This is a genomic window from Synechococcus sp. MIT S9452, assembly GCF_047304245.1.
In the GTDB taxonomy this organism is placed as follows: Bacteria; Cyanobacteriota; Cyanobacteriia; order PCC-6307; family Cyanobiaceae; genus RCC307.
The window spans coordinates 1,491,985-1,517,614 of record NZ_CP138956.1; the positions used below are offsets into that span (position 1 = coordinate 1,491,985).

The 25,630-nt window shown below is 46.8% G+C and carries 24 protein-coding genes; 17 read left to right on the forward strand and 7 right to left on the reverse strand.

The features are described 5' to 3' along the window. Window positions 1-63: 63 nt before the first annotated feature. Window positions 64-1,002 carry a hypothetical protein gene (locus SIB46_RS07935; RefSeq protein WP_413295617.1) on the forward strand — a complete coding sequence of 313 codons (939 nt, stop codon included), beginning with the start codon at window positions 64-66 and terminating at the stop codon, window positions 1,000-1,002. A gap of 24 nt (window positions 1,003-1,026) precedes the next feature. Here the strand turns inward: SIB46_RS07935 and SIB46_RS07940 are convergent, their stop codons facing one another. Next, window positions 1,027-3,216, reverse strand: coding sequence for a carbamoyltransferase C-terminal domain-containing protein (locus tag SIB46_RS07940; RefSeq protein ID WP_413295618.1), 2,190 nt, complete (start codon window positions 3,214-3,216; stop codon window positions 1,027-1,029). 246 nt (window positions 3,217-3,462) lie between these two features. Here SIB46_RS07940 and SIB46_RS07945 point away from each other — a divergent pair, with 246 nt between their 5' ends. The 14 genes from SIB46_RS07945 to SIB46_RS08010 all read left to right on the forward strand — a co-directional run bounded on the left by SIB46_RS07945 (window position 3,463) and on the right by SIB46_RS08010 (window position 15,932). Next, window positions 3,463-3,912 carry an NUDIX domain-containing protein gene (locus SIB46_RS07945; protein ID WP_413295619.1) on the forward strand — a complete coding sequence of 150 codons (450 nt, stop codon included), beginning with the start codon at window positions 3,463-3,465 and terminating at the stop codon, window positions 3,910-3,912. A gap of 71 nt (window positions 3,913-3,983) precedes the next feature. Further along, complete coding sequence (lhgO, locus tag SIB46_RS07950) at window positions 3,984-5,201, forward strand: L-2-hydroxyglutarate oxidase (protein WP_413295620.1); 1,218 nt, start codon at window positions 3,984-3,986, stop codon at window positions 5,199-5,201. Between the two features lie 23 nt (window positions 5,202-5,224). Further along, on the forward strand, window positions 5,225-5,707 hold the full coding sequence (locus tag SIB46_RS07955) for an NUDIX hydrolase (protein WP_413295621.1): 483 nt from the start codon (window positions 5,225-5,227) through the stop codon (window positions 5,705-5,707). A 20-nt stretch (window positions 5,708-5,727) separates the two neighbouring features. Then, window positions 5,728-6,438 carry a nucleotidyltransferase family protein gene (locus tag SIB46_RS07960; RefSeq protein ID WP_413295622.1) on the forward strand — a complete coding sequence of 237 codons (711 nt, stop codon included), beginning with the start codon at window positions 5,728-5,730 and terminating at the stop codon, window positions 6,436-6,438. A 14-nt stretch (window positions 6,439-6,452) separates the two neighbouring features. Beyond that, window positions 6,453-7,058, forward strand: coding sequence for an SIS domain-containing protein (locus tag SIB46_RS07965; RefSeq protein WP_413295623.1), 606 nt, complete (start codon window positions 6,453-6,455; stop codon window positions 7,056-7,058). Between the two features lie 5 nt (window positions 7,059-7,063). Further along, window positions 7,064-7,735 (forward strand): class I SAM-dependent methyltransferase, encoded by a 672-nt coding sequence (locus SIB46_RS07970; protein WP_413295624.1) that lies wholly within the window; start codon window positions 7,064-7,066, stop codon window positions 7,733-7,735. Window positions 7,736-7,783: 48 nt separating this feature from the next. After that, window positions 7,784-8,593, forward strand: coding sequence for a sporadic carbohydrate cluster 2OG-Fe(II) oxygenase (locus tag SIB46_RS07975; RefSeq protein WP_413295625.1), 810 nt, complete (start codon window positions 7,784-7,786; stop codon window positions 8,591-8,593). A 2-nt stretch (window positions 8,594-8,595) separates the two neighbouring features. After that, complete coding sequence (locus SIB46_RS07980) at window positions 8,596-9,024, forward strand: LIC12192 family sporadic carbohydrate cluster protein (protein ID WP_413295626.1); 429 nt, start codon at window positions 8,596-8,598, stop codon at window positions 9,022-9,024. Between the two features lie 102 nt (window positions 9,025-9,126). Beyond that, window positions 9,127-10,614 (forward strand): PfkB family carbohydrate kinase, encoded by a 1,488-nt coding sequence (locus SIB46_RS07985; protein WP_413295627.1) that lies wholly within the window; start codon window positions 9,127-9,129, stop codon window positions 10,612-10,614. Next, window positions 10,611-11,633 (forward strand): NAD-dependent epimerase/dehydratase family protein, encoded by a 1,023-nt coding sequence (locus SIB46_RS07990; protein WP_413295628.1) that lies wholly within the window; start codon window positions 10,611-10,613, stop codon window positions 11,631-11,633. The genes SIB46_RS07985 and SIB46_RS07990 overlap by 4 nt, the downstream gene beginning before the upstream one ends. Next, entirely contained in the window at window positions 11,630-12,580 is a 951-nt protein-coding gene (locus tag SIB46_RS07995) for an NAD-dependent epimerase/dehydratase family protein (RefSeq protein WP_413295629.1), read from the forward strand. Before SIB46_RS07990 ends, SIB46_RS07995 begins: the two co-directional genes overlap by 4 nt. Window positions 12,581-12,584: 4 nt before the next feature. Next, the gene (locus SIB46_RS08000; protein ID WP_413295630.1) at window positions 12,585-13,427 is read left to right on the forward strand and encodes a transketolase; all 843 of its coding nucleotides are present in this window, start codon (window positions 12,585-12,587) and stop codon (window positions 13,425-13,427) included. A gap of 20 nt (window positions 13,428-13,447) precedes the next feature. Further along, window positions 13,448-14,341 (forward strand): transketolase family protein, encoded by an 894-nt coding sequence (locus tag SIB46_RS08005; RefSeq protein ID WP_413295631.1) that lies wholly within the window; start codon window positions 13,448-13,450, stop codon window positions 14,339-14,341. 592 nt (window positions 14,342-14,933) lie between these two features. Continuing rightward, window positions 14,934-15,932, forward strand: a complete 999-nt coding sequence (locus tag SIB46_RS08010; protein WP_413295632.1) for a hypothetical protein — start codon at window positions 14,934-14,936, stop codon at window positions 15,930-15,932. Window positions 15,933-15,950: 18 nt separating this feature from the next. Here the strand turns inward: SIB46_RS08010 and SIB46_RS08015 are convergent, their stop codons facing one another. The 3 genes from SIB46_RS08015 to SIB46_RS08025 all read right to left on the reverse strand — a co-directional run bounded on the left by SIB46_RS08015 (window position 15,951) and on the right by SIB46_RS08025 (window position 19,437). Continuing rightward, window positions 15,951-17,375 carry a TIGR04372 family glycosyltransferase gene (locus SIB46_RS08015; protein WP_413295633.1) on the reverse strand — a complete coding sequence of 475 codons (1,425 nt, stop codon included), beginning with the start codon at window positions 17,373-17,375 and terminating at the stop codon, window positions 15,951-15,953. 202 nt (window positions 17,376-17,577) lie between these two features. After that, window positions 17,578-18,705, reverse strand: coding sequence for a phytanoyl-CoA dioxygenase family protein (locus tag SIB46_RS08020; protein WP_413295634.1), 1,128 nt, complete (start codon window positions 18,703-18,705; stop codon window positions 17,578-17,580). 96 nt (window positions 18,706-18,801) lie between these two features. Then, complete coding sequence (locus SIB46_RS08025) at window positions 18,802-19,437, reverse strand: precorrin-8X methylmutase (protein ID WP_413295635.1); 636 nt, start codon at window positions 19,435-19,437, stop codon at window positions 18,802-18,804. Here SIB46_RS08025 and holA point away from each other — a divergent pair. Both holA and SIB46_RS08035 read left to right on the forward strand, forming a co-directional pair. After that, window positions 19,431-20,396 (forward strand): DNA polymerase III subunit delta, encoded by a 966-nt coding sequence (gene holA / locus SIB46_RS08030; RefSeq protein ID WP_413295636.1) that lies wholly within the window; start codon window positions 19,431-19,433, stop codon window positions 20,394-20,396. The two genes, SIB46_RS08025 and holA, sit on opposite strands and share 7 nt — an antisense overlap. 23 nt (window positions 20,397-20,419) lie before the next feature. Next, window positions 20,420-22,222 carry an aspartate kinase gene (locus SIB46_RS08035; RefSeq protein ID WP_413295637.1) on the forward strand — a complete coding sequence of 601 codons (1,803 nt, stop codon included), beginning with the start codon at window positions 20,420-20,422 and terminating at the stop codon, window positions 22,220-22,222. A 195-nt stretch (window positions 22,223-22,417) separates the two neighbouring features. Here the strand turns inward: SIB46_RS08035 and SIB46_RS08040 are convergent, their stop codons facing one another. The 3 genes from SIB46_RS08040 to SIB46_RS08050 all read right to left on the reverse strand — a co-directional run bounded on the left by SIB46_RS08040 (window position 22,418) and on the right by SIB46_RS08050 (window position 25,629). Then, complete coding sequence (locus SIB46_RS08040; RefSeq protein WP_413295638.1) at window positions 22,418-22,594, reverse strand: N-acetylneuraminate synthase family protein; 177 nt, start codon at window positions 22,592-22,594, stop codon at window positions 22,418-22,420. Between the two features lie 411 nt (window positions 22,595-23,005). Next, window positions 23,006-25,096: an aminotransferase class III-fold pyridoxal phosphate-dependent enzyme gene (locus SIB46_RS08045; protein ID WP_413295639.1), complete on the reverse strand. Its 2,091-nt coding sequence runs from the start codon at window positions 25,094-25,096 to the stop codon at window positions 23,006-23,008. Next, entirely contained in the window at window positions 25,093-25,629 is a 537-nt protein-coding gene (locus SIB46_RS08050; RefSeq protein ID WP_413295640.1) for a GNAT family N-acetyltransferase, read from the reverse strand. The genes SIB46_RS08045 and SIB46_RS08050 overlap by 4 nt, the downstream gene beginning before the upstream one ends. Window position 25,630 lies beyond the last annotated feature (1 nt).

The following is a 25,630-nucleotide window of genomic DNA, read 5'->3' on the forward strand; positions in this document are numbered from 1 at the left end:
AAGGGAAACTTAATTGCGGAATACCGCCAGCACAAGGTAGAATGATTGGCCACTAAAACTGCGATGAAAAAAATAAAACTAATAAAAATGGACTGCGACAGATTTGGAGGGCCATATCTTCAACATGAATTAGGACTAGAAGAGGCCAGCAAAAACAACTCACGCATTGTATTCATATCCAACAACGCATATCCATACAAATTAGCCGAGCAATACCTTGAAAAAGACTTTCATATAATAAGAATCCCGAACAACATATTCAAAATCCTGGAGAAGCTCAAATTCATTAGAAACACACTTCAAGTAGACAAAAGAAAGGGGTATTGCAGCCTATTAGGCAAAGATAATCATTCAAATTCGTACAGTGAATACAGGAATATTGCCCCAAAACATGATGCAACAATCTCACTCAGGAGCAAATACGTGAAAAGTGCCATCCACCAAAAAGCGTCATATAGAGATATTGAAAGAGGAGATGTCGAAGGACTCGCTAACTACTTAAAAGGTGGTGGCGCGAAAATAGAATACATTGGAATGAAAGCTGACGAACGGGATCCATTACACGTAATAAGCGAAGGCAAGTATTTTATTGGAACAAACGCAGGACCATATGTATGCGCTGAAAGCCTAAGGAAAAAATGTTTTATAATTAATACAATACCCTTTTTAGGGACAAATGGATATCACAAAAACGAAGACTTTATACTTCCCCTACCAATTACAGAAAAAGGCCGAGTGATTAGCCTGGAAGAAATACATGAGAAGAAATTATGGTGGGCGGACGAAGAAGAGGTTCTAAAAAAAGGGTGCTCATATGGGATTATTCCTGACCATATTTACAGAGAGTCACTAAAGGAGTTTCTTCTCAGATTAGACAGGCATCAAAACCACAAATTGTCTACACTACAAATTTCCGTAAAGGAAAAGATTGAAAATATGTGCGAAATCAAAAATGGACCTACCCTGCCAAATATTTACATTAACCACTATGGGTTCAGATAAGAAAAAAGTTAGCTATAAGGCCTACTAAACCATAACCGGGGAACTGTGGACAGATATGTGAGAAATGGACTTCAAATCCTTAATGCGGATTGGACGACATTGTGAATCCACAAAAACATCTTCATCCGAAAGCACGTCAACCAATGAAGCGAGGTAGGAGTTTACATATTCAATATCTGGCATCTTGTAACCTGTCATTAAGTGGCCCGCTTTCATTGGAAGGACCTGATGATCAGTTATGAGCAGATTCAAAACAGAATTGCTGAGTGTAATAGAAGATAAATCTTGAGGAATGCTGTGTACAGGAATCCGCTTTGAAAGAAATTTTTCTAGTAGTGACTCCTGGTACCACCGTTGTTTGTCTGACGAGTAAGAAGATAAGATGTTCAGCTGAAAGCAATCCTGTGAGAATTTTCTATTAATCGAAACAGAGGAGAGGACAGCTTTAAGCATTGAAGAGTCATCATGATTTTTGCATATATAAAAAATATTAATTTTATCATATGAAGCGCTTAATGATTGCAGAGCACGATCAAGCGGAGTAATTGATGATTTAGGGAAAATCTCATCCGTATTTTTTGTAATTAGAACGTCATTAATAAGCAACTGATCTATGCCAGTGGACATAAATGTTACAAGCGCATCATAATCGGTACGGACCATTGACTGCCCATTAATGTTAAACGAAGTATTTATAATCACAGGTGAGCGTGAATACTGAGATTTAAGCAATGCAAGAGTCTGACTGATAAGAGGATCAACATCCTGGTTTACTGTTTGTAGTCGTGCAGTATTATCAACATGAACAATTCCTTGAATATCAGGTGGTGTAGTATTGTTCATTGGATAAACAATAGACATGAAAGGTTCTGGTCTATGAGTGGGAAAAATCTCAGGTATGAAAGAATCGGATAAAATTGGCGCAAATGGCCTCCATGACTCACGATATTTAACTTGTTGATTGACTTTATCCCTCATGTACTCGCTGGGCAAGGACAAAATAGATCTATACCCAAGAGCTCGTTCGCCAATTTCTTGCTGATTTCGGCAAACAGCAACAATTTTTGAATCATGTAGTTGAGCTGCAAGATATTCAGGAACATCAGTTACGGTCTTTGCAGAAAGTGGAAGATTATAAGAATAAATTAGCTTCTGTACGTCTGATAGAGAAGATTGACAATTGAAGCCCCAATTGGCCTTCTGCCAAAAAGATCTTGCAAGGTCGCTGTTACCAGACTTACGAGCGCCATAATGAGCTGCTCCATAAGCAATTCCAGCATCAGTAGCAGCTGGCTGAACAAAAATATCATCGTAAATTCCAGAAAATAAGATTTTTCCGTTTGCTACACTGTTCATACCAACACCACCTGCAATGCAGAGGTTTCTTGAAGATATTAAATCAGGATATTTATTAGGCAATTCCTTAAGAATCCTCAAGAGATCATGCTCTAGGAAAGACTGAATTGAAGCAGCAATGTCAGCTTGTTCTTTTGAAAATTTCTCACCAATAGCAAAAGCAGATCCGAATCTCTCTGTCAGATAAGTGATTATTTTTGTATGTCCCTCTGGGAAAAAATGACCAGCTGAAGTAAATAGTTCAATAAAGTCAGAACAATACTTGGGCTCTCCATAACTACTCAGCCCCATTATCTTTCCACAATGAGTATTAGAGGCTCCTCTGCTATAGCCAAGATATGAAGTGGCAAGCCCATACAGATGACCATATGAAAACTGCTGACGTGGGACACGTATTATCTCCTGAATGCAATCTGCTTGATATCTATTTCCATTGAAAATAGAAATTGATTGCTCTTCTCCTGCGCCATCAATAACCAAAATATGAGCATTTTCGAATCCACTCGCGAAGAAGACAGACTCAGCATGGGCCCTATGATGCTCAAGGGTATGTTTGTGCTCAATAGAAAATTCCTTGTTAATATATTGCTCAAAGTCATCAGTGGCTCTTATCGCAAGCTGGGTATATTCCGATTGCCGGCCACTCTTCATCTCGGAAATATCTATGGGCCAAGTTACAGAGGCAAACGAACTAAAACCGTCTTTTTTGAGTTGATCTAGGCAAAGAAACGGCTGCAAATACTCTTCTTTCCTGCCTGTAAATTTAGTTTCTTCGTAAATTGCCAATGGCTTGCCAGAAGAGTCAACAACGGCGATACCAACATCGTGAAAAACGTTTACGCCCAGATGAAAACTCATGAGTTGGCCCAGAGAAAGCCGAATAAGAAAGTAATCTTATAAAAAAAATTGCAAAATTGCAAGTAGTGAGCTGGGCAGAAAAGAAAGTGACTATTAATGGAAAACTCCAAGACTCGGCAGATAAGTAAATCCTATGTTCTGCACCGTAAAATGTAATGTGTAAGTGAATATATTAGAGTAAAATGATAAGCAGCAAGAATACCAGGATAAAAACTGTAAGCGATAAGGTACTTATTTGAAGCAAAGATGGTGATCAGAAGAAGCAGCAGTATTTTTATCAACTATGAAGACAAAATTCTTCTGTTGCTAAGAGATGACAATGAAAAGATTATTGATCCTGGAGTATGGGCCCCTGTGTCGGGCACTATAGAGGTAGAGGAAAATGCAGAGGAATGTGTTCAAAGAGAGGTTCTGGAGGAACTAGAACTAGAACTAAATCCTAGTGTGGTGAGAAATATAGGCTTAGAGAAACGACCTGATTCAGTTAATTACTTTTTCCTTGCAACAATACAGAAAGAAAACATTGACCGAATACTAATTAAAGAAGGGCAGGATATGAAATTCGTTGCGATAGATGAGGCTCGAACAGGCAAAATATTTAGCAAAAAACTCGGCGAATACAGAAACATTGCCTTGAATATCCAAGAAACGGGAATTCTTGAAGTACTTGAACAAGAAATAACCAGACAAATTTAGAGTGCCTACTTAGCTGTGTAGGGCACCAAAAGGTTTATAGGCTAAGATTTTTAGAGTTAGAAGGTTCAGAATTGGAAAGCCAGAGCACTGACATACTAATAATTGGTGGCGGCATGGTGGGAATGTGCATTGCAAGAGAGCTTCTATTCAGTAAACAGAACCTAAAAATTACTATTATAGAAAAAGAATCAGAGCTGGGGAGACACTCGTCAGGCAGAAATAGTGGAGTAATTCACTCGGGTATTTACTATAAGAATGATACACTAAAGGCTAGAGTTTGTAGCAAAGGCGGTAGAAGGCTAAAAGAATGGGTCAAAAAGAATGACTTACAAATAAATGAATGCGGTAAAATCATTACGCCTCAAGATGTTCATCTGGATGAAGTACTAGATGAGTTAGAAATACGAGGGAGAAGCAATGGAGTCGAAGCAAATATAATAACAAAAGCCGAGCTACACAAACATTTCCCTGGTGTTCGAACTGCAACAGATAGAGCCCTTTTTGTTCCGACAACTGCAGTAGTTAATCCCAAAAAAGTACTTCATAAGTTAAAAACAGAGCTAGAAGAAAACCAAGTAAGATTTATTTTTAATGAAGATGTAATTTCCTCAGAAATCAATGATTGTTACATCAAGCTAGATGGAGGGACTTGCATCAAATACAAATACTTATTTAATTGTGCTGGCCTTGGTGCAGACTTAGTTGCACATAAACTTGATGTTGGAAATGAATATACAATAATGCCATTTAAAGGGTTGTACTGGAAGATAAGACATACTTCCAGTATAAATATTAGTACAAATATATATCCAGTACCCGACTTAAACCTCCCCTTTCTAGGCGTACATTTTACTCCTAATGCAGAAAATACTCAGATTAGTATTGGGCCTACAGCAACTTTTGCATTTGGAAGAGAAAATTACCAGAGACTAGAGGGCATTGAGCCAATACAAGCTGTATCCAATCTCAAGAAGCTATGTGAGCTATATATTATGAATAAGGGTGGCATTAGAAAATATGTACATGAACAATCCATGCTCGCCCTCAAGCCCTTCGTAGTGGAATCAGCACGTAAGTTAATTCCCGCAATAAAATCATCAGACCTAGAGATCTCAACAAAGATTGGCATTAGATCTCAACTATTTAACAATAAGGCCATGAAAATTGAGAATGACTTTATTTGTATTAGCAAAAACAATAGCACTCACGTATTAAACGCTATTTCACCAGCATTTACATCAAGTTTTGCTTTAGCGGATGAAATCATAAAAACATCAGGCATTTGCTAAAGTTAATAACACGAAATCAGATTATGGCATCAATTGATGAGAAAAATAACGGCAATGACATGGTCAAAAAAGGTGTTGTTGTATTTGTATGGCATGATGGGCTTTTACTGCTGATACTTAGGGATGACTTCCCATGGATTCAAGGTCCTGGATTATGGGCGCCAGTTTCAGGAACTATTGAAGACAAAGAAAGTCCATCTGATTGCGCAAAAAGAGAAATAAATGAAGAGACAGGCGTAAGTGTAGATGCATCACAAATAAAATATGTTGGCAAGGAGTTACTTGGAAATAAACTTCATTATTACTATCTCTTAAGAATGAAGAATAAGGAGATAGAGCTGTCTGAAGGACAAGAATACAAATTCATTGAAATCGAGAAGTTGCATGAAAAAAAACTATTCAGCACTATTCATAAGGAAGAAAGAAATTTGGCTGGCTACCTCACAAGAGGCTCATTTATAGAATATTTAAGCGAACTAAAATCAGGTAACGACATAGTCTGGTAAAATTGTAAAAATCATAGATTATGCATTCTTTTAACGCCTTAGTTCTTGCTGCAGGGTATGGCACAAGGCTGAGGCCTCTAACATTGTCAATACCAAAGTGCTTAGTACAGATAAACGGGAAGCCTCTTCTTCAACTTTGGCTCAATAATCTCGAGAAAAGCGGCTGCGAGAATGCGTATGTGAATACACATTACCTACGAAATAATGTGGCTCAATTTCTAAAGCAAAGGAAAAATAATAGAATGCTAGTGCAAGAGATCTATGAAGATAAGCTTTTAGGAACAGCCGGCACATTAATCAAGAACCAAGACCTACTAAAAGGTTCTACATGCGTCATGCTGCATGCAGACAACGCTACGGATTTCAATATCTCAGAATTAGTAAATGCTCATTTAGCCAGACCTAAACATTGCGAATTAACTATGCTTACATTCACGACAGACAATCCCAGGAGTTGCGGGATTATTGAAACTGACGAAAACAACATAGTTCATCAATTTCACGAAAAAGTGCCAGATCCTCCATCAGATCGTGCAAATGGTGCAATATATGTCTTCGAATCATCTTTTATTCAGCAGTTGAATAGCAGCAAAGACAAGATCAAAGACTTTAGTACGCAAGTGATTCCGAAAATGCTGGGCAAAATATATGCATGGCATACCTCGTCAGCATTTATTGATATCGGAACTCCAGAAAGTCTTGAAAAAGCTCGAAAAATTTGGGGGGAATAGTATAGAATTTAAGTATGACTGTACTCAACACTGCTTTCTTACGTGAAGCCAAGGACTACTTAAAAAGAGTCCACGAGTGCTTTACTGAAAATCATTTCAAAAGCATTGAGCTACTTGCTTCAGATTTAATGGAAGCATGGATTAAAAAGAAACAGGTTTTTATTTGTGGCAATGGTGGAAGTGCTGCAAATGCATTACATATAGCCAACGATTTACATTATGGAATAGGTGCATGTGGACCTGGTCCAACAATTTCTGGCATACGTGTTGAGGCATTACCTGCTAATCCAGGAGTCATGACTTGCTTAGCTAATGACATCGGATATGAAAATGTTTTCTCACATCAACTCGAAGTCAAGGCAAATCAAGCTGATGTACTGCTAGTCCTATCTGGGAGTGGGAACTCACCCAATGTCGTAAACGCACTACAAGTGGGAAACGAACTTGGTATGAAGACCTATGCTGTCGTTGCATACGACGGCGGCAAATGTAAGGAAATTGCTGATCAGGTAATACATTTCCAAATCAATGACATGCAGATAGCAGAGGACACGCAATTACTCATTGGACATATCTGTATGCAATGGTTGAATAATAACAAAGCTAATGTAAGCAGGTAATAAAAATGAAAGAGATAGACTTCATGAGTGCATTACATAAAAGCACCAGCAGAGACTATCTAGCTCGTGTCAATGATATCGACTATCCAAAAGCTAGGGCCGCCAAGCTTGCCAAACAATTTGGGTATGAATACTGGGATGGTGATCGACGCATATGCTATGGGGGATACAAATACATCAGTGGAAGATGGGAAAAAGTAGCTAGAGCAATTGCGGACTACTATCCTCTACCGCCCCAGCCTAGGATTTTAGATATAGGCTGCGGAAAAGGCTTTTTTCTTTATGACCTACTAAAAGTAATTCCTGATGCTCAGGTACAGGGAGTTGATATATCGGAATATGCGATTAGAAATAGCAAAGCCGAAATCCGTGATTATCTACAAGTTGGCAATGCCAAAAAATTGCCCTGGCCTGACAACACATTTGATCTAGTGGTATCTATTACTACCCTACACAATTTGTATGCTCAAGATCTTGACTTGGCTTTGCGAGAGATGGAGCGTGTTGGCAAAAAGCATAAATATCTATGTGTTGAAAGTTATCGAAATGAGGAAGAGAAAGCAAATCTCCTCTACTGGCAGGTCACCTGTGAAGCATTTAATACTCCAGATGAGTGGCGTTGGTGGTTTGAGCAAACAAACTATTCAGGAGATTACTCATTTATTTTCTTTGAATAGAATGCGATTCGTGAACTATTATTGAAGCCAGGCATAAGGAACCCTGGTATGCAAACAGGAACTCCATGGGATTTTAGGAGCAGCCAGGAGCTACTCATGAGTGGTATCTATACAGATGAAGGTTATTTAATCGAAGACGCTGATTATCATTATCTTGAACTCATGAAGAAGGAGATTGAATCAGCATTCTCAGAGTTCACAACATTGCAAAAGAAGAAATGCGTGACACTAGAAAATGCTCACCAAGTAATAGCAAACGACGAAAGTAATGACTTAAGGCTCTATATAATGCAAAAAATTTCCGCAGGCACATCATTTCAAAGGAATTACTATAATTCTGCTAAATCTATTATTCATCATCTCTGTGGGAATGAATTAGCAATGCAGAAAAGGCCAGGGCTATCTATAAACTTACCCGGAAATAATAGTGATATTCTTCCGATTCATGCTGATACATGGAACGGAGTTTCTCCATTTGAACTAAATATTTGGATTCCATTTGTCGATTGCTCAGATTCAATGTGCTTGTATATTCTCAAAAGAGAAAAATATCAAGAGAGATTAAAAACCTGTCAAGGACTGCTCAATCTCACTTCTGATGAGCTCTTTAATGAGCTCCGAAATGACCTAACTTGGATACCGATCAAATATGGAAAGATTTTGGCCTTTGACCAATCTCTCCCTCACGGTTATTCTTTGAATGTTGAAACATCATCACATTGGTCAATGAACTGTCGCTTCAAGGGACTGCACACACCTTACTGGGATAAAAAATTAGGGGAATATTTTATGCCAATAACTGTTAAAAACTGCACAAGACTTGGAATCAAATACAAGCATCCAGATCAATGGGTCTAGGAATGAAAAACCTGGCTCGCGGATACATTGCAAGTGGAGAGTTCAATGGGAATCGCATCCCACAACACCTTCAAAACCAAATCGTCAAGCTATATTGTGATTCAATCGGTCTCGAATTCGTCCTTTCACGTGCTGAATATTGGATTAATGGAAGCACGCAATGTCAATTGTGGGCAGCTCTCAACGAGGGTTTCAATCACATCGTTTTTTATAGCCTGTGGCAATTACCAAACGAGCATAATAAGAGATTCAAAGTGTATCAACATTGTTTAAAAAATAATATTAACCTACATTTTGCTGTAGAGAGAATTCGCACAGAAGTCAGTGAAGAGGCATATACAGATCTTGAAACTTTGATTCAATCTAATCTTCTAATTTTAGAAGACTGTGATTACAGTAAATACTTAGGATTGCTTGAAACTCTGCTTTAATACTGCACAATCCTGCTCAATTAAGCTAATGCGCCTGAATGAGATAAAGTAGACTTCAGCAGTCCAGACAATTTATTCGCAAAGCGCCTCTGTCATCCTGAAATGAACACGACAATCATTAACGCTGACGAGGCTAAAAACTTTCAAACGTGTGTGCTCACCTATGGTCATTTCAGCACAATTCATCCAGGGCACATACGTTATTTACGTCATGCTCGTGGTCTCGGTGAAAAACTGGTAGTTGCGCTAATTGGAGATGCTTCTAGTGAGAAATATCCATTTAATCAAAGTGAAAGAGCTGAGGCTCTAAGTCTTCTTGGGATTGCAGATGCTGTCTTACTACTAAACGCCAATGAACTTGATCAGGCCATCACTGCACTGAAACCAGCGGTGTTGGTGCTGGGCAATGAGTACAAAGATAACCAAGAGATTGAGACCACTCTGGCTCAGCAGCGGCAGCAAGGGCGTTCCGTTCAGTTCCATGCCGGAGACATTCACTACGCCACTGCAGATCTGCTCAGTGGCTCCGAAAGGGAGTTGCGCCAGCAGCGCCGAACCCTTTTCAAAGCGGCCTGCCGGCGCCAAGGCATCAACACAAACCAGCTCCTAAATGCGATCAACGCCTGGGGAGACACTCGGTTGATTGTGCTGGGCGACACGATCGTTGATCAATACGCCGCTTGTGAGGCGATCGGGATGAGCGCCGAAGCCCCCGTCGTGGTGGTGCGGGAACTTGAACGCAGAAACTTCATTGGCGGCGCGGCAGTGGTGGCTGCCCACATCAGTGCCCTTGGAGCCCAATGCGATTTCATCTCGGTGGTAGGAGCCGACAACACAGCTGAGCTGGTGCGCCAGGAGCTCAATGCCCAAGCCATCGGTGATGGCCTAACCAGTGATCCCTCACGACCTACCACCTTCAAGAAGCGATATGTAGTTGAGAACCAGAAGCTATTTCGCGTCAGCCGGCTGGAAGAGCACAACCTCGATGCCGCAGTTGAGGAACAAGTGATCGCCCAGCTGGAACGGCTTGCTCCCAAAGTCAAGGGCATCGTGGTTTCGGATTTTGTGTACGGGGTGGTCACCCCTCGGATCCTGGAGGTTGTTCAGCACTTAGCCGAGCAGCACAACCTGCTGCTCTTCGGGGATCTGCAATGCAGCAGTCAAGTGGGATCTGTCACACGCTTTGAAGGCTTCTCCCTGCTCTGCCCCAATGAACGAGAAGCTCGCCTGGCCCTGCAAGACAAAGACAGCGGCCTTGAGCAACTGAGCCAGCGCCTCCTGCAGATCACCCGAAGTGAACGCATGGTGATGAAGCTGGGACCTGAAGGCTTCATTGCCTACGACCGCGCCTCCAATGGCCAACTCAGCAGCCAAGCCTTCCCAGCCCTCTCGGTGAATCCGCTGGATGTAGCTGGAGCCGGTGATTCATTACTGGCCCTTTTCGCCACTGGCCTAGCCAGTGGACAAGCGATGATGCCCACCGCCGCACTGGCCTGCTGCATGGCCGCACTTGCCGTTGAAACCATGGGCAACACGCCCATCAGCGCTGCTGCCCTCCGAAGCAACCTGCAGGAGGTACTGCTGCCATGAGCATGCCAAAAGTTCTTGTTATCGGCTCCAACAGCTTCAGCGGTAGCCACTTTGTGGCGGAAGCTCTCGCCGCAGGCCATCCCGTGTGGGGGGTGAGCCGCTCATCAGAGCCCAATCCAGTCTTCCTTCCCTACCGCTGGCCCCTCAACGGGGAGGGTCCAGCCCTAGCTACAGCTGAGAACTTCCAGTTTCAAGCGATTGATCTCAACGCCCAACTGAATGATCTGCTGGACCTGATCGATCGCGTTCAACCTGAGCTGGTGGTGAATTTCGCTGCCCAGGGCATGGTGGCCGAAAGCTGGCTCAATCCCACCCACTGGTACCGCACCAATGTGGTGGCCCAAGTGGCCCTTCACGATGCCCTACGGCAGAAGCCATTTCTGCAGAAGTACGTGCATGTCACCACGCCTGAGGTGTATGGCAGCACCGATGGTGGCTGGATAAAAGAGCACAACCACTTCGCTCCGAGCACCCCGTATGCCGTGAGCCGAGCAGCCTGTGATTTGCACCTGCACAGCTTCCATCAGGCCTATGGCTTCCCGGTGGTGTTCACCCGTGCCGCCAATGTGTATGGCCCAGGTCAACAGCTCTATCGCATCATTCCCCGCACATTGCTGAGTGCCAGCACCGGGGAGCCCATGCAGCTTCATGGCGGAGGCTATTCCATTCGGGCATTTATCCATATCAAGGATGTGGTGCGAGCCACATTGCAGCTGGCCCTCGAAGGGGAACCGGGCAGCACATGGCACCTCTCGACCCAGGAGAGCTGCAGCATCAAGGAGCTCGTGGAGCAAATCTGCACGCTTGCTGGGGCCAACTTCAACGAGCTGGTGCAGAGCAGCGAGGAACGGCTCGGCAAGGACCAGAGTTACCTGCTCGAGAGTTCAGCGATGCGCCAGGTTCATGGCTGGTCTGATCAGATCAGCCTGCAGCAGGGGCTTCAGGAGACACTGGCCTGGGTGGATGCCAATCTGGCCACCCTCAAGACCCTGCCCTGGAGCTACCAGCACAAGTCATGAAACTGCTCGTTACTGGTGGCTGCGGCTACAAGGGCTCGGTATTGATTCCCCTCCTGCTGGCCGATGGCCACAGCGTGATCAGCATCGACACCCAATGGTTTGGCAACGCCCTGCCGGAGGACCCCCGGCTCATCAACCACAAACTGGATGTGCGCGACACCGATGCCATCCCACTCGATGGTGTGGAGGCCATCATTCATTTAGCCAACATCGCCAATGATCCGGCGGTAGAGCTCAACCCAACCTTGAGTTGGGAGGTGAATGTACTGGCAGGACAGCAGCTGGCTGATCGAGCCGTTCGCGCTGGCGTGAAGCAATTCATCTTTGCCAGCTCCGGGAGCGTCTATGGCGTCAAAGATGAACCTCAGGTCACCGAAGACCTCACGCTGGTCCCGATCTCTGTGTACAACAAAACCAAAATGGTGGCGGAGCGGGTATTCCTCTCCTACTCCAATCAAATGCAGGTGCATTGCATTCGTCCAGCCACTGTGTGTGGTTTATCGCCCCGCATGCGGCTCGATGTGAGCGTCAACATGCTGACTTACCAGGGGCTGAAGAACGGCAAAATCACTGTGTTTGGTGGCGAGCAAACCAGGCCCAACATCCATATTCAAGATATGGCCAATGTGTATCGCCACTTTCTTGCCCATCCCGATCTGCCATCTGGCTGTTACAACGCCGGTTTTGAGAATCTGCAGATACTCGATATTGCCCAACGTGTGCAACATGGCACAGGCGCTGAAATCGCAGTAAGTGAATCCAATGATCCACGCTCCTACCGCCAAGACTCCAGCAAATTACTGGCCACTGGTTTTCAGCCACAATTCAGTGTTCAAAGCGCCATTGATGAGATCACCACTGCTTACAAAAATGGAGAACTTCCTGATGGAGAGAACTGCTACACGGTGAAGTGGATGAAACATCTGCAACTTGAGGCCAATCAGTAACTCCATGGCCACCACTGCTGCTATCTCTACAGAAGAGCTCGGCCGGATTGCCCTCACCATCCGGCAACGCACAATTGAAACCTCAGCCCATGCCCGCATCCCCCACCTCGGCTCCTGCCTGTCCTGCGTTGAGTTACTAACAGCGCTCTATTGGCAGGAGCTACGCATTGATCCCCAGGAACCAGAAGCGCCAGATCGAGACCGCTTCGTCCTCAGCAAAGGTCATGGGGCACCCGTGCTCTTCCAAGTGCTAGCGGAGCGGGGCTTTTTCCCTGTTGAGCGCTTGGCTGAATTTGGGCAACCCGGGAGTGTGTTTCACGAACACCCCCCCAAACCCGGCTACATCCCTGGGGTGGAAGCAGCAACCGGTTCTCTGGGTCACGGTCTACCGATGGCCCTTGGCATGGCAGTTGCCCAACGCATCCAAGAAAGCAACAGCCGCTGCTACGCCCTCTTAAGCGATGGGGAATGCAATGAAGGAAGCATTTGGGAAGCCGCCATGCTTGCAGCAGGCCAGCATGTGCATCAGCTCACCGCAATTGTGGACTACAACAAATGGCAGGCCACCGGCCGCAGCCAAGAGGTGATGGCCCTTGAACCGTTAACGGCCAAATGGGAAGCCTTCGGCTGGCATGCCCAGGAGATTGATGGCCATGATCTGGTAGCGATTGGGCAAGCACTCGCTTCCGCAAAAACAGAGACCAGCAAACCCAGTGTGATCGTGGCCCACACTATTAAAGGCAAAGGGGTTTCGTTCATGGAAGATGACAACAATTGGCATTACCGCACACCCAACCCAGACGAGCTCGCTGCAGCACTGGCTGAGCTGAAGGAGATGCAGCTGTGAGAAATGCTTTTGCCCGCGTGATGACTGAACTATCCCAGGAGCGCAGCGATGTGTGCTTGCTCTCGGGTGATATCGGCAACCGAATGTTTGATCGCTACAAGGAGGTGGCGCCAAAACGCTTCCTCAATTGCGGCATCGCAGAAGCAAACATGATGAGTATGGCCGCTGGCATGGCGCTGAGCGGTTTGCGGCCTGTGGTTTACACAATCACCCCATTCACAACCACTCGCTGCCTCGAGCAGATCCGCACAGGCGTGGCCTACCACGAGGCACCAGTGGTGATCGTGGGAACCGGCTCGGGGCTGTCGTATGCCGAACTCGGCGCCACCCACCATTCCCTCGAGGATCTGGCAATCTTGCGCTGCATTCCCAACCTGCAGGTGTGTGCGCCAGCCGATTCGCTGGAGCTTGAAGCTCAATTACGCCAAGCCATTGCCGAAGGCCAACCCACCTACATCCGCATCGGCAAGAAAGGAGAACCCGATCTACTTACGGGGCGCACACCTCTAGCGATCGGCAAGGCCAATCTCCTGAAGCAAGGCGAAAAAATTTTGCTGCTCGGCATTGGCCCAATTCTTTCAGAAGCCTTGCAAGCCAGCACCATGCTGGAGGACCAAGGCATCCAGCTAGCCATCGCCAGCATGGGCAGCATCAAGCCATTGGATCACCACTTCCTGCACCAGTGTGTGGCCGAGGGCTACAGCCATTGGATCAGCCTGGAAGAGCACCATCAAACCGGCGGGCTGGGCTCTGTTCTGCTGGAATGGCTCTCCGATCAACAAATCAGCACCATTCAGCTCAATCGTATGGGAATTGGCGATCATTTTGTGCATCAACTTGGGAATCAAAAATTTGTGCGCCAGTCCGAAGAGCTCAACGCCACTGCAATTACCAAACTGGTGCAATCGTTATGACACTTTTAGGCCTTGATTTTGACAATACACTAGTCAGATACGATAGGTTGTTTCATATTCTTGCGCTAGAAAGAAATCTAATCAGTCCATCTGTCCCTGCGAACAAGACTTTTATCCGTGATCTACTGAGAAGCCAGGGCCAGGAGCACGAGTTCACTCTTCTGCAAGGTGAGGTTTACGGGCCCTACATACTGAATGCCGAGCCAAGCGAAGGAGTGCTCGACTCATTAAAGAATCTCGCAGCTAAGGGTATAGACATGGTGCTAGTCAGTCATAAGACACGGACTCCCTATCGAGGCCCAAAGCATGATCTCAGAGGGGCAGCGATGAAATGGCTAAAGAAGCATCATTTCTTCGACGAAAAAGGCTTAAATTGGGATTCCAAAAAGGTCTTTTTTGAAGACACAAAAGAGGATAAAATTAAAAGAATCCACTCATTAAATTGCACCCATTACATTGATGATTTACCAGAAATATTAGAGCTCATAGACACTAAAGTCCAATGCATTCTATACAGCCCTATCGACAACAAGAAGGAAAGATCTAGTTTTAAAACAATGAATCACTGGAATAATCTCGAAAAAATAATGTAGTGGGCCTCAAAACTGTTAATCAAATTATCCAGAGCCTCAACGATCAGACCGGGTTAGATTTAAATCTATCAAAATCAAACTTGACAGGCGGAGTAAATAATTCCTTATATCAGCTAATAGATAGTCGCTCGGGAAAATATGCGCTAAAAATATACCCTCAAAAGGGTGCAGATGATCTACGAAGAAGGCATGATGCAGAGATTAATTTTCTGCAATATTATGCGGCGCTGGGAGGCAAATACACTCCAAATATAATTTGCTATAACATTAAAAATAAATGGACATTAATGAGCTGGCTTTATGGAACCAAGCCAAAAGAGCTAAAAATGACTGATTTTGATGCGATAGGTAGTTTTATGCATGAGCTTAATTCGCCAAGAGACAATTCAATAAAAACTAATCAATTAAAATTAGCCGCTGATGCGATAACAAGCTGTCAGACACTGGCTAATGATATTTATAAAAGGATTTATAAACTAAATGACGAACTATCCAGGATGGAGCGCACAAAGAGCACAGCTTGTTTATACAATTGGCTGCAACAAGAAATACCCAGCTACGCGTCCAAAAATATAAGTAAACTACTAGAAAAAGCTGATTCTTCGCATTGGAATGATTCCAGCCTATGTAGCATCATCTCTCCTTCAGATGTAGGCATACATAACATAAAAAAGCATATAAATAATTTGTATTTTTATGACTTTGAGTATGCCGGTTATGATGACCTGTCAAAGTTTTTTTGCGACTGGATTATGCAACCACACTACGTATTTTCATTACAACAGCAAGCATCCTTCATGCAAATCATTGACAAGCAAATAACACAAGTTAATAACAGCTGGATTCAAAGAGTTCAAGACATAATCAACCTCAACCATTTAAAATGGACGCTAATTATTGCTAAAAATGAAATCAAGAAAGGAGGAAACAATTTAAACTGGAAAAAAATTGATGATTACTGGCAAGTCAGAAATTTGTTTAAAAAATCCCTATTTTAGCTTAGCGAGGGGGCAAATCTATCTATATCTATATCTTATATCTAACCATTCTTCACCGACTTCCGATAAAAAATGTGGCGACAAGTGAAAATCTGGTGTCATATAAAAGTGCCAAGGATAAGAAGTCTCTAAACCGTAAGAATAAACAGAGTCTGCTAAATTTGGCCGACCTAAATAATGCACATGATACAAAGCAAGGCAATTAATATACTTAGAACTCAATAGTCTCCAGTTTTCATGGCAATATGGCTGCTTTTCAATTAAAACAGTAGCGAAAAAATCAAATGTTGATCTAATTGAATCAGCAGAAGCTGGCTTTATGCTAAGACCCTTTTTAGACAAATCTGAATATGAAAACTCTTGATGATAAAGGTACTCGCCAAGTGAAACAACTTCAGATGTATTTACATCAATGATGTGTGGTGGATGATAAACACATGGAATAAAAGTTGTAGCATGTATATGGGGATGCTGGTTAATAATACAGGCGGGACCATTGTTAAAATGTGAATTCATATTATCTGGACCACACCCAGTCCCAATTACACCTTTAGTAATCGCATACAAATAAAGATCTAACTCTGCAGGTGCATCAAGATGAGAGTCAAGATGCAGGAATTGAGCATGGTCAATATCAAGCCTTTCATGCTTTCGTCCGATTTGTACAATAGAATAGCCTTTATCTAATAGATGATTTAATCCAGGTACAACTGAAGCTGGGTCGGTAATATTCCTTACAGAGTCAGATTCTTTATTATTTACGAATGGATCTTCACTATTATGAAACTGGTACCAGGCAGGGGTTCGGATATGTACGCAAATAATATTGCTCACATTAATTTTATGAGATTCAAGATAACTTCTGCACTTAATAATTAGATGGTCGTCAAGAACATCAGTTACTTGCAGAGGATATCTATCTCTGAGGCCAAATAAGTCTCTTGAGCTAATCCACCTCGCTGCGGCCACAAAAGTGATAGGAAGGCAAAAATGACTATTTCTTATTCGAAAGAGATCATTTTTAACTGGGTTCCTTTGAAATAAAAATTGAGAAACTTTAGATATAACCAAATCTGGAAGTGGCAATTTTTCAAGATGAATTATCTTGAAATGACGTTCGAGGCTTTTTATAAATGGTGGGTAAGAGCATTTGTGTGAACTTAAGAATAGGCGTGGTTTATAGATAAAGTTGGATGTCTTGTATGTTTCCGCTAAATGGCGATGTTTTACTATTAAATCCAGACCATCTGAAATAAAATGGCCATACGCAGCTGATTCTAAAAAAGAGTACCTTAATGTATATCCAATTAGATCAGCAATTGAAAGGAGTGCATCAAGTACTGCAAAAAATAATACAACTGCTAACCCCACAGTCTTGTCGTAAATCCACCAGGCAATAAACTTAGATATAACAACGATTTTAATGGTCGACTTGATGGGCATAAAAGTGAAGTGAAGGCAAAGAATAATATGAGTAAATAAATTCAGCCTGGGCTTAGACCAGGATTTATGTTGAGAAGTGATACTATCTTGAAAGTGTGCTGAATTGGCTGCCCGAGAGAAGGAATAAAAACCATTCCATAAGAGTTAACTGCTTCAACGAAGGAAAGCACGGAAATAATACAATAGCATACGCAATAAGTGGTTAATCTAATTGCCTATAACTCAGAAATGAGGGTGCATAAATTGCCTGGAGAACAAGGCGATATCCTGTCATTGGGTTTGTGCCTTTGTGAAAGCATCGGGTATCTGCAAAAACTATGGTTCCTGCACTGCCAAGAGCTTGCTTACGCTTACCCTCAAAAAAATTATCTATTTCTTTATCTGTCAGCCTGCAATACCCTCTCATTAATAATTCAGCAGGCTTACTGCCAGGAATATGTGATCCTTCAATATACTCATGTGGCCCATTTTGCTTAGTGACATCTGACAAATATATGAAGACTTTCAACCACTTCAACGTATCAAGATCAAAATGGTAAAACTGAGCAGCCTCAGATGTTGGCTTGCTTGAAGCAAAGCTGTACCACAAGCAAGAATTTAATAATTGAACCTCAGTTTTTAAGTACGCAGATGCAATACTCAGCAAAAGCTTGGAATGAGTAAGCTTTTGTATATAGCTAGACGAATAAATATCTTTTGTTAGCGCATGCGCTGTATTACATTGTGGAGGAAATTTTGGGTTTAAGGTAATCAAGTCAGGCGAAGACTCAGATGAAAAACGCATGTCACGTACATCTGCATTAATGTGATCAATCAAGTCATTACTTATATGATTTCGTAAGCAGAAATATCCCTTTTGATTTAACGCTACAAGTGACTTTTGCATTTCAGCATCTGACAAATCAAAGATGTGCTTATTGTCTGGCAGGTTTTGTCCATGAAAAGTGGTATTTTTTTCAAATAATGAATAATGAAGTACCTCTTGAGCAATACCGCTAGTTTTCATATATGCCCTCAAATATGCTTTATGCGCAAAAGTTGGAGTTCTGCCTGTTTTCCTATAAAACAACAATCCATAAATCATTACGGAAAGATCTTCGTACCCAACTTTTTGGAGAAATTGCTTTTTTATAGACTTCACTAACTCTTTTTTATTGGGCCCATAAGGGCTATTCTCTTCATTGTCAAGGTCAATGTCTGATTCCAGAAATTTTAAAATATTTTTGACTGATTCCTTATCAGCCTTGTAGAAAATTTTATCGTATACAAACTTACATCGCTGAAATAAATCACAAATGCTATTCCAAGCAGAGATAGCTTTTTTCTTCACTCCTTTTAAAAAGGTCTTTTATCTCTAAGATCTTACACCAAAAATAGTAACGTCTCTTAAGCGCCTGAAATTTATTTGGTTGTTGTGTAGAGCTATTCAAACATCATGACTTTGGTCTAACCAGGCTCTCCGCAACAGAGCATTCAAAGCAGCACCCGCCAAGCCAGCGCCACCGCGGCTTCCCTCCAAACGAATCTGCGGCAGTCCGCTGGCTGCCAATCGACGCTTGCTCTCAGCAACACCAACGAAACCAACCGGCATGCCAATTACCAAGGCTGGCGCTTGATCCCCCTGAGCTACACGATTCAACAGCAGATCCAAAGCCGTTGGAGCGCTGCCGATCAACACCACCGCCCCAGGGTAGGCCCGCAGGGCAGCTGCCATCCCCAAGGCGGCTCGGGTCTGTCCTTCGGGAGCCAGCTCGGGTGCCCACTGCAAAACGCTATGGACAGGATTGGCAAACGTTCGGGCCGCCATCGGGGCCACGGCCGCCGCGGCCATCGCGGTGTCAGTAAGGATCACAGCCCCTTGGGCCAGGGCGCGCGACGCCGCCTTGCAGGCGCCAGAAGTAAACCGCAGCAGCGGAGCTAAGGCTGGATCACCACTGCTGTGAATCAACCGCTCCAACACCTCCTGCTCCAACAGCGGCAGCCCAGTGGGACCCAACAGGGCCTGGATCCGCTGGATGCTTTCCGTGAAGATCGGATGGTCCAAGCCCGCCGCTGATGCCAATCCATCTCTACTGGGGCGACGACGCCATGGCCCGTGAGCGCGCCGTGCAGGAGCTGATTGATCAAGTCATTGAGCCGGCCTGGGTCAGCCTCAATCTCAGCCGGCTCGATGGCAGCAGCGGTGATCAAGCGGTCCAAGCCCTCAATGAAGCGCGAACCGCTCCCTTTGGCGGGGGAGGGCGTGTCGTACTGCTGCAGCGCAGCCCCTTTTGCGAACGCTGCCCAGCTGAGCTGGCTGAGCAGCTGGAAGCGGCCTTACCACTGATACCTGAACAGAGTCACCTGGTGTTGGTGAGTGCTGGCAAGCCCGATGCCCGACTGCGCACCACCAAAGCCCTACGCAAAATGGCTGAAGAGAAAAAGTTCCCATTGCCAGCGATCTGGGATGGGGCCGGGCTGATCGAAATGGTGCAACGCAGCGCTGCTGCTGCCCAACTGCAACTGGAGCCCGCCGCGGCTGAGCTGCTTGCCGACACCATCGGCAACGACAGCAGCCGTATGGCCGGTGAGCTGGAAAAGCTTGCGCTCTATTGCGGAGAGAAGGCTATTGATGTGACGGCTGTCAAAGCCTTAGCGGGACCTGCGCAGCAGAACGCCCTCGCCGTTGGGGAAGCCTTACTCGCTGGTGATGTGGGCGGCGCGCTGATGCAAATCGATGGGCTGATGGCAGCCAATGAACCGCCCCTGCGTCTTGTGGCCTCCTTGGTGAGTCAGCTGCGGGGTTGGCTCTGGCTGACGCTACTTGAGCAGAGCGGTGAACAAGACCCAATGGCGATCGCCAAGGCCGCCGGGATTGGCAACCCCAAACGGATCTACGTGATGCGCAAACAATTGCGCGGCGTCAGGCCTCAACGGCTGCTCAAGTTGCTCGCCAGGCTTCTGGATGTGGAAGCCGCGTTAAAGCTCGGCAGCCCAGCGGATGTGGCCTTTCGTGATGGGCTGCTTGGCCAGAGCGGATAATCGGCAGCTGGGTCGCTTAATCAATGGCGCTGCTGGTTCAGAAATATGGGGGCACCTCCGTTGGCAACGTGGAGCGCATCCAGGCCGTTGCCAAGCGAGTGGCCGCAGCACGCCTCGATGGCCATGACCTGGTGGTGGTGGTCTCCGCAATGGGGCACACCACTGACGAGCTCACAGCACTAGCGCGCGCCCTTAGTCCCGATCCCCCCCAGCGGGAAATGGACATGCTGCTGGCCACCGGAGAGCAGGTCTCGATTGCCTTGCTCTCGATAGCCCTACAGGCCGAAGGCGTTGCAGCAACGTCGATGACAGGGCCTCAGGTGGGGATTGTCACCGAGTCGGCCCATGGCCGCGCCCGAATCTTGGAAGTGCGCACCGAACGGGTCAAACGCCGGCTGCACGATGGCCATGTGGTGGTGGTGGCGGGCTTTCAAGGCACTAGCACCGGCAGCGCGGGAACCCCAGAAATCACAACCCTGGGTCGCGGGGGTTCAGACACATCCGCGGTGGCATTGGCCGCAGCACTGGGTGCCGATGCTTGTGAGATCTACACCGACGTGCCCGGTGTGCTGACCACCGATCCACGCAAGGTGCCGGAAGCCCAGCTGATGACTCAGGTGAGCTGCGATGAAATGCTGGAACTGGCCAGCCTGGGTGCGGCTGTTTTGCACCCAAGGGCGGTGGAAATCGCCAGAAACTACGGCGTGCCTCTGATCGTGCGATCCAGTTGGAGCGACGAGCCAGGCACGCGCCTATTCAGTCAGCCCAGCCGGCGAATTGGCAGCGAAGGATTGGAGCTGGGCAAGCCCGTGGACCGTGCGGAGCTCCTAGAAGGCCAAGCCGTGGTGGCCCTCGCGCATGTGCCAGATGAACCAGGGGTGGCCGCCCGCTTGTTTGAAGGGCTTGGCGCGGCAGGCCTGAGCGTTGACCTGATCGTGCAAGCCACCCACGACGGCAGCAGCAATGACATCGCCTTCACCCTGGCGGAAACTGAGCTACCGACCGCTGAGGCCTTCTGCCGCAAAAATTTGCGCGAAGGGAGTCAACTTCAAGTGCAAAGCGGGCTGGCGAAACTAAGCATTGGCGGGGCGGGGATCATGGGGCGACCAGGGGTTGCCGCACAGCTGTTTGACGGACTCAGCAAAGTTGGTATCAGCCTGCGCATGATCGCCACCAGTGAAGTGAAAGTGAGCTGCTTGATTCAGGGCGAACAAGCCGCCAAAGCCATGCGGACTGCTGCTCAAGTGTTTGAACTGGATGATCACCAGCTCCAGCACAACCCCTTACCGGGAGGGGAAGGAGAGCCTGATGTGCGGGGTGTCGCCCTCGATAGAGATCAGACCCAACTCACGGTGACCTCAGTACCGGATCGCCCAGGATCAGCGGCGGCTCTCTGCCGGGTCCTGGCCGATGGCGGCATCAGCCTCGACACCATCGTGCAATCCGAGCGTCAACGCCAAAGCGTTCTAGGACTGTGCCGCGACATTGCTTTCACGCTGCCACGAGAAGATCTGAACCAAGCCAGTGAAGCCCTAAGGCCCTTGCTCAAACTCTGGCCCGGCGCCGAGCTCGTTGAAGGCAGGGCTATTGCCCGGGTCAGTGCCGTCGGCGCTGGCATGCCCTCAACCCCTGGAAGTGCTGCAAAGATGTTTAGGGCTTTAGCTGAAGCTGGGATCAACATTGAGATGATCGCCACTAGCGAAATCCGCATTAGCTGCGTCGTCGCTGAAGACGCTGGAATCTCGGCCCTACAAGCTGTGCACCAGGCCTTTGACTTGAGCGGAGAGAAGGAACATCAAGCTCAGGGAACAGAGTCCCCCTATTGAAAAAGCCAATCCAAACTGAAAGGTATTTCCACAAAAATGATTGGCATGCGATTTAACAATCAAACCGAAACAGATAGGGCAAATACTATCGCCCGGAGAAACTATTGCGATGCTTAGTGCGCTAAATAGCTCGCCTACAGATATAACCTTGGATACGCAGATTGAACTCTAGAATACTAAGATTTTTCTTTCTGCCTATGTTGGGCCATAACAGACTTGCACAATAGTTTGCCAAGCATGCTCAATCTCAACGACTAAAGCTTGCATCCCCTCAAGCTCCAAAGAAAAAGCGTTGTCAACTCCGCCATCAGCACGAGCCAACGTCAAGTATTTCTCAACAACCAAAGCACTTAGCGTTGTAGAGGCAAGCATACCCCCCGCACCGCTTCACCACATAACCAAGCATTGGCTGTCATGCCTTAATGACCGCTTGATACAAACAACAATGATCAGCATTCACATCGCTGACATGGCGCAAGTGCAACGCCAAAAGTTTATGCAAATGAATGCGTTCTTCAATACGCTAATGAGGTCAAGAAAATCCATAAAACCCAAGCCTTTAGACGAGAGATCCAGAAGTTCCACACCTCCGGCACCAAGAATTAGACCAGCTGCCTGTGCGGATTGAGCCCGAGCTGAGAATTCATCCACAACCTAGGCTTGATCTAATGACTGCTGGCGTAATATTAAGCTCACCGCAACGGAGCGCTTCATAATTTAGATGGGCAACTACAACCAAAGCCTGATTTACTTGATCCCGGACCATCACTAAATACCACCTCTTCAATTGAGGCGTTTAAAGCCACCATGACAGACAGGGCCTTCCAATAACTCCTCCACGGAACGTCCTGCCTCACATTCGGCGATCAGAGCAAATACTGGATCTAAAGCCTCGAAGTAGTGCTCAATCACATCATGGGTATGGGCAAGACTTGTGTAACAGTTTGTCGCCGCTAGGTAACCCTTTTTCAACATTTCCTGAGTAAGAAGCGTTTTGAACTCCATTGACTTGGGGCTTTGGAACACAAAACCAGCCAGTGCTGGCAGACCGTTGTGGGTGATGCTGAGTTCATAACGGTCGGCAAGTTCCTGCCAACGACTGCGCAGCTTCAGCCCCATAGAGGTGACCTGCTCCCAGCTGCGCTCGCGCTCCATCACCTCAAGGGTTTTCAGAGCAGCCGTGGGGCCAATCCGCTCGGTCCAGAAGGTGCTACTGATAAACGTGCTCTGGGCTGCTTCCATCACTTCGCGGCGGCCAATGGTCGCCGTGATGGCATAACCATTCCCAAGGGCCTTTCCAAACATCGCCATATCGGGCTCAACGCCGTATTTCAAATGCAGGCCACCGAAGGTTTCACGGAAACCGGAGGTGCATTCATCAAAGATCAGAACAATGCCTCGGCGCGTACATAGCTCCCGAACGCCCTCCAGAAAACCGGGATCTGGAGGGCTGCTGCGCTGAACCTCCATCTTTACGGCCGCCAGCTCTCTGGTGGCGGCGATGGTCTCGAGCTGATCCAGGCGATTGAAACTGAAGGGCTGAACAGTTCCCGCTAGGCCACTCGGCACGCCGTTGGGTTCCAAACCAGGGAGCAGGTGTTCTTCCAACCCGGAATCGTTCTGAAGATTCGTCGCCAGATACCAGTCATGCCAGCCGTGATAACCACAAATAGCCACCGTGTCTCGCCCTGTGGCGGCACGGGCAATCCGTATAGAAATGGCATTCGACTCACCGCCGCTTCGGGCGAAGCGCACCATATCTGCCCAGGGATGCATGGCTACCAGCCTTTCGGCCAGCCACACCTCTTCCGGGCAATTGAGGGTGCTCATGTTGCCGGCTGCCACGGTGGCTGCCACGGACGCATCCACCTCGGGGTGTCCATAACCGAGGAGATTGGTTCCGATCCCCATGATGCTCATATCGATGAGCTCGCGGCCGTCGAGATCCCATACCCGGCAACCCTTCACGCGAGAGAAATAAGCCGGCCAGTGCTCCGGCAAGAACATCTCAGCCCTCTTGGAGAGGAGCATATTTCCCCCGGGGATCACCCTCTTGGCACGGCTCCAAAGCTCCTGCCCCTGTCTCTGACCCATGGCGATCGGTTGATCTTGCAGCGCATCTTGTGCCAGGGACCTCAGATATCCCTCATTGCGGACCGTGGCCAAGTTTCGGGCGGCCAACTCTGGATGCTGCTCTAGATGCTTCACAACAGCATCCACACCGAAAGCCCGGTCCTGCGGTTCCAAAGCCGCAACGATCTCGCGAACCACCTCTAAATCGACCGGATCGTCAACAGTGACGCGGAAGTAAGTACGTACCGGCTGATGCCGGAAATGCGCCCAACGCAGGCCAGCATTGTCACTTCTGAACCACGGCGTGACGTGCTCCCGCTCTGACGGCAGCAATGCTTCTCGTGCGGCACGCTCCAGCAGCTCGGCCCGGAACACTTCGGCATCAAAACCATCCGGAACACTGAGCTGCCGCTCATCAGCGCAATTGGTCAGGTAGTCCCACCCGCCATCTAAAAAAGCCTGCACCAACTCATCAATCAAAGCTGGATCACTAAGTGGGCAATCACCAGTGAGCCGTACAACTGTTGTGGCCTTCTCCTTTGCTGCGCAGGCACGGAAGCGCTCTAGTACATCGCTCAGATCGTCCCGGAACACCGGGAAGCCTGCTTCACTCACCACATTGGCCAAAAGATCATCAGAGCTGTCATCCGAAGTCGCAAGCACTAGACGATCGACACGAGTGCAGCGTTTCAAGCGCTCGAGCTGGTAAACCACCATCGGCTTGGCGCCCATTGGCAAGAGCACCTTTGATGGCAAGCGCGATGAAGAGGTGCGGGCTTGAACAATGGCGAGGATGGTCATGGAGATGGACTCCAGTGGCTGCGGGGCAAACCAAGGAGCCAAACATCCCGCCGCTCCCCGGCATTCACCATCTCCTGCCTCAGCGTGCCCTCCAGTTCAAATCCACACTTCTCAAAGGCGCGGCGACTGCCGAGATTGCCGGAGTAGATAACGGAGTTAAGTTTCTGCAGATCTAGCTCTCCAAAAGCCCAATCGCGGATTCTCGCAATGGCTTCGCTGGCATAGCCCTGACCCCAGCAACTGCGTTCTCCAATGAACAGGCTTAGTTCGGCACGGCGATGCAACCAGTGGATAGGGCCTAATTTGATGTTGCCAATGTGACGCCCATCACCCAACAAACAGATAGCAAACCAGGGGCTGGACGGATCATCACGATGGGCCTGCCAATAGGCCTGAAGTGCTTCAAGCGTCTGCGGCAAGAAGCGAGTTTCCATATAGCGGTGCACCGCAGGATCATTTAGCCAGCTCAAATAAGCGGCATTCAGATCATCGGGGTTTAGAGCCCTTAGTAATAAGCGAGACGATTGCAGCATG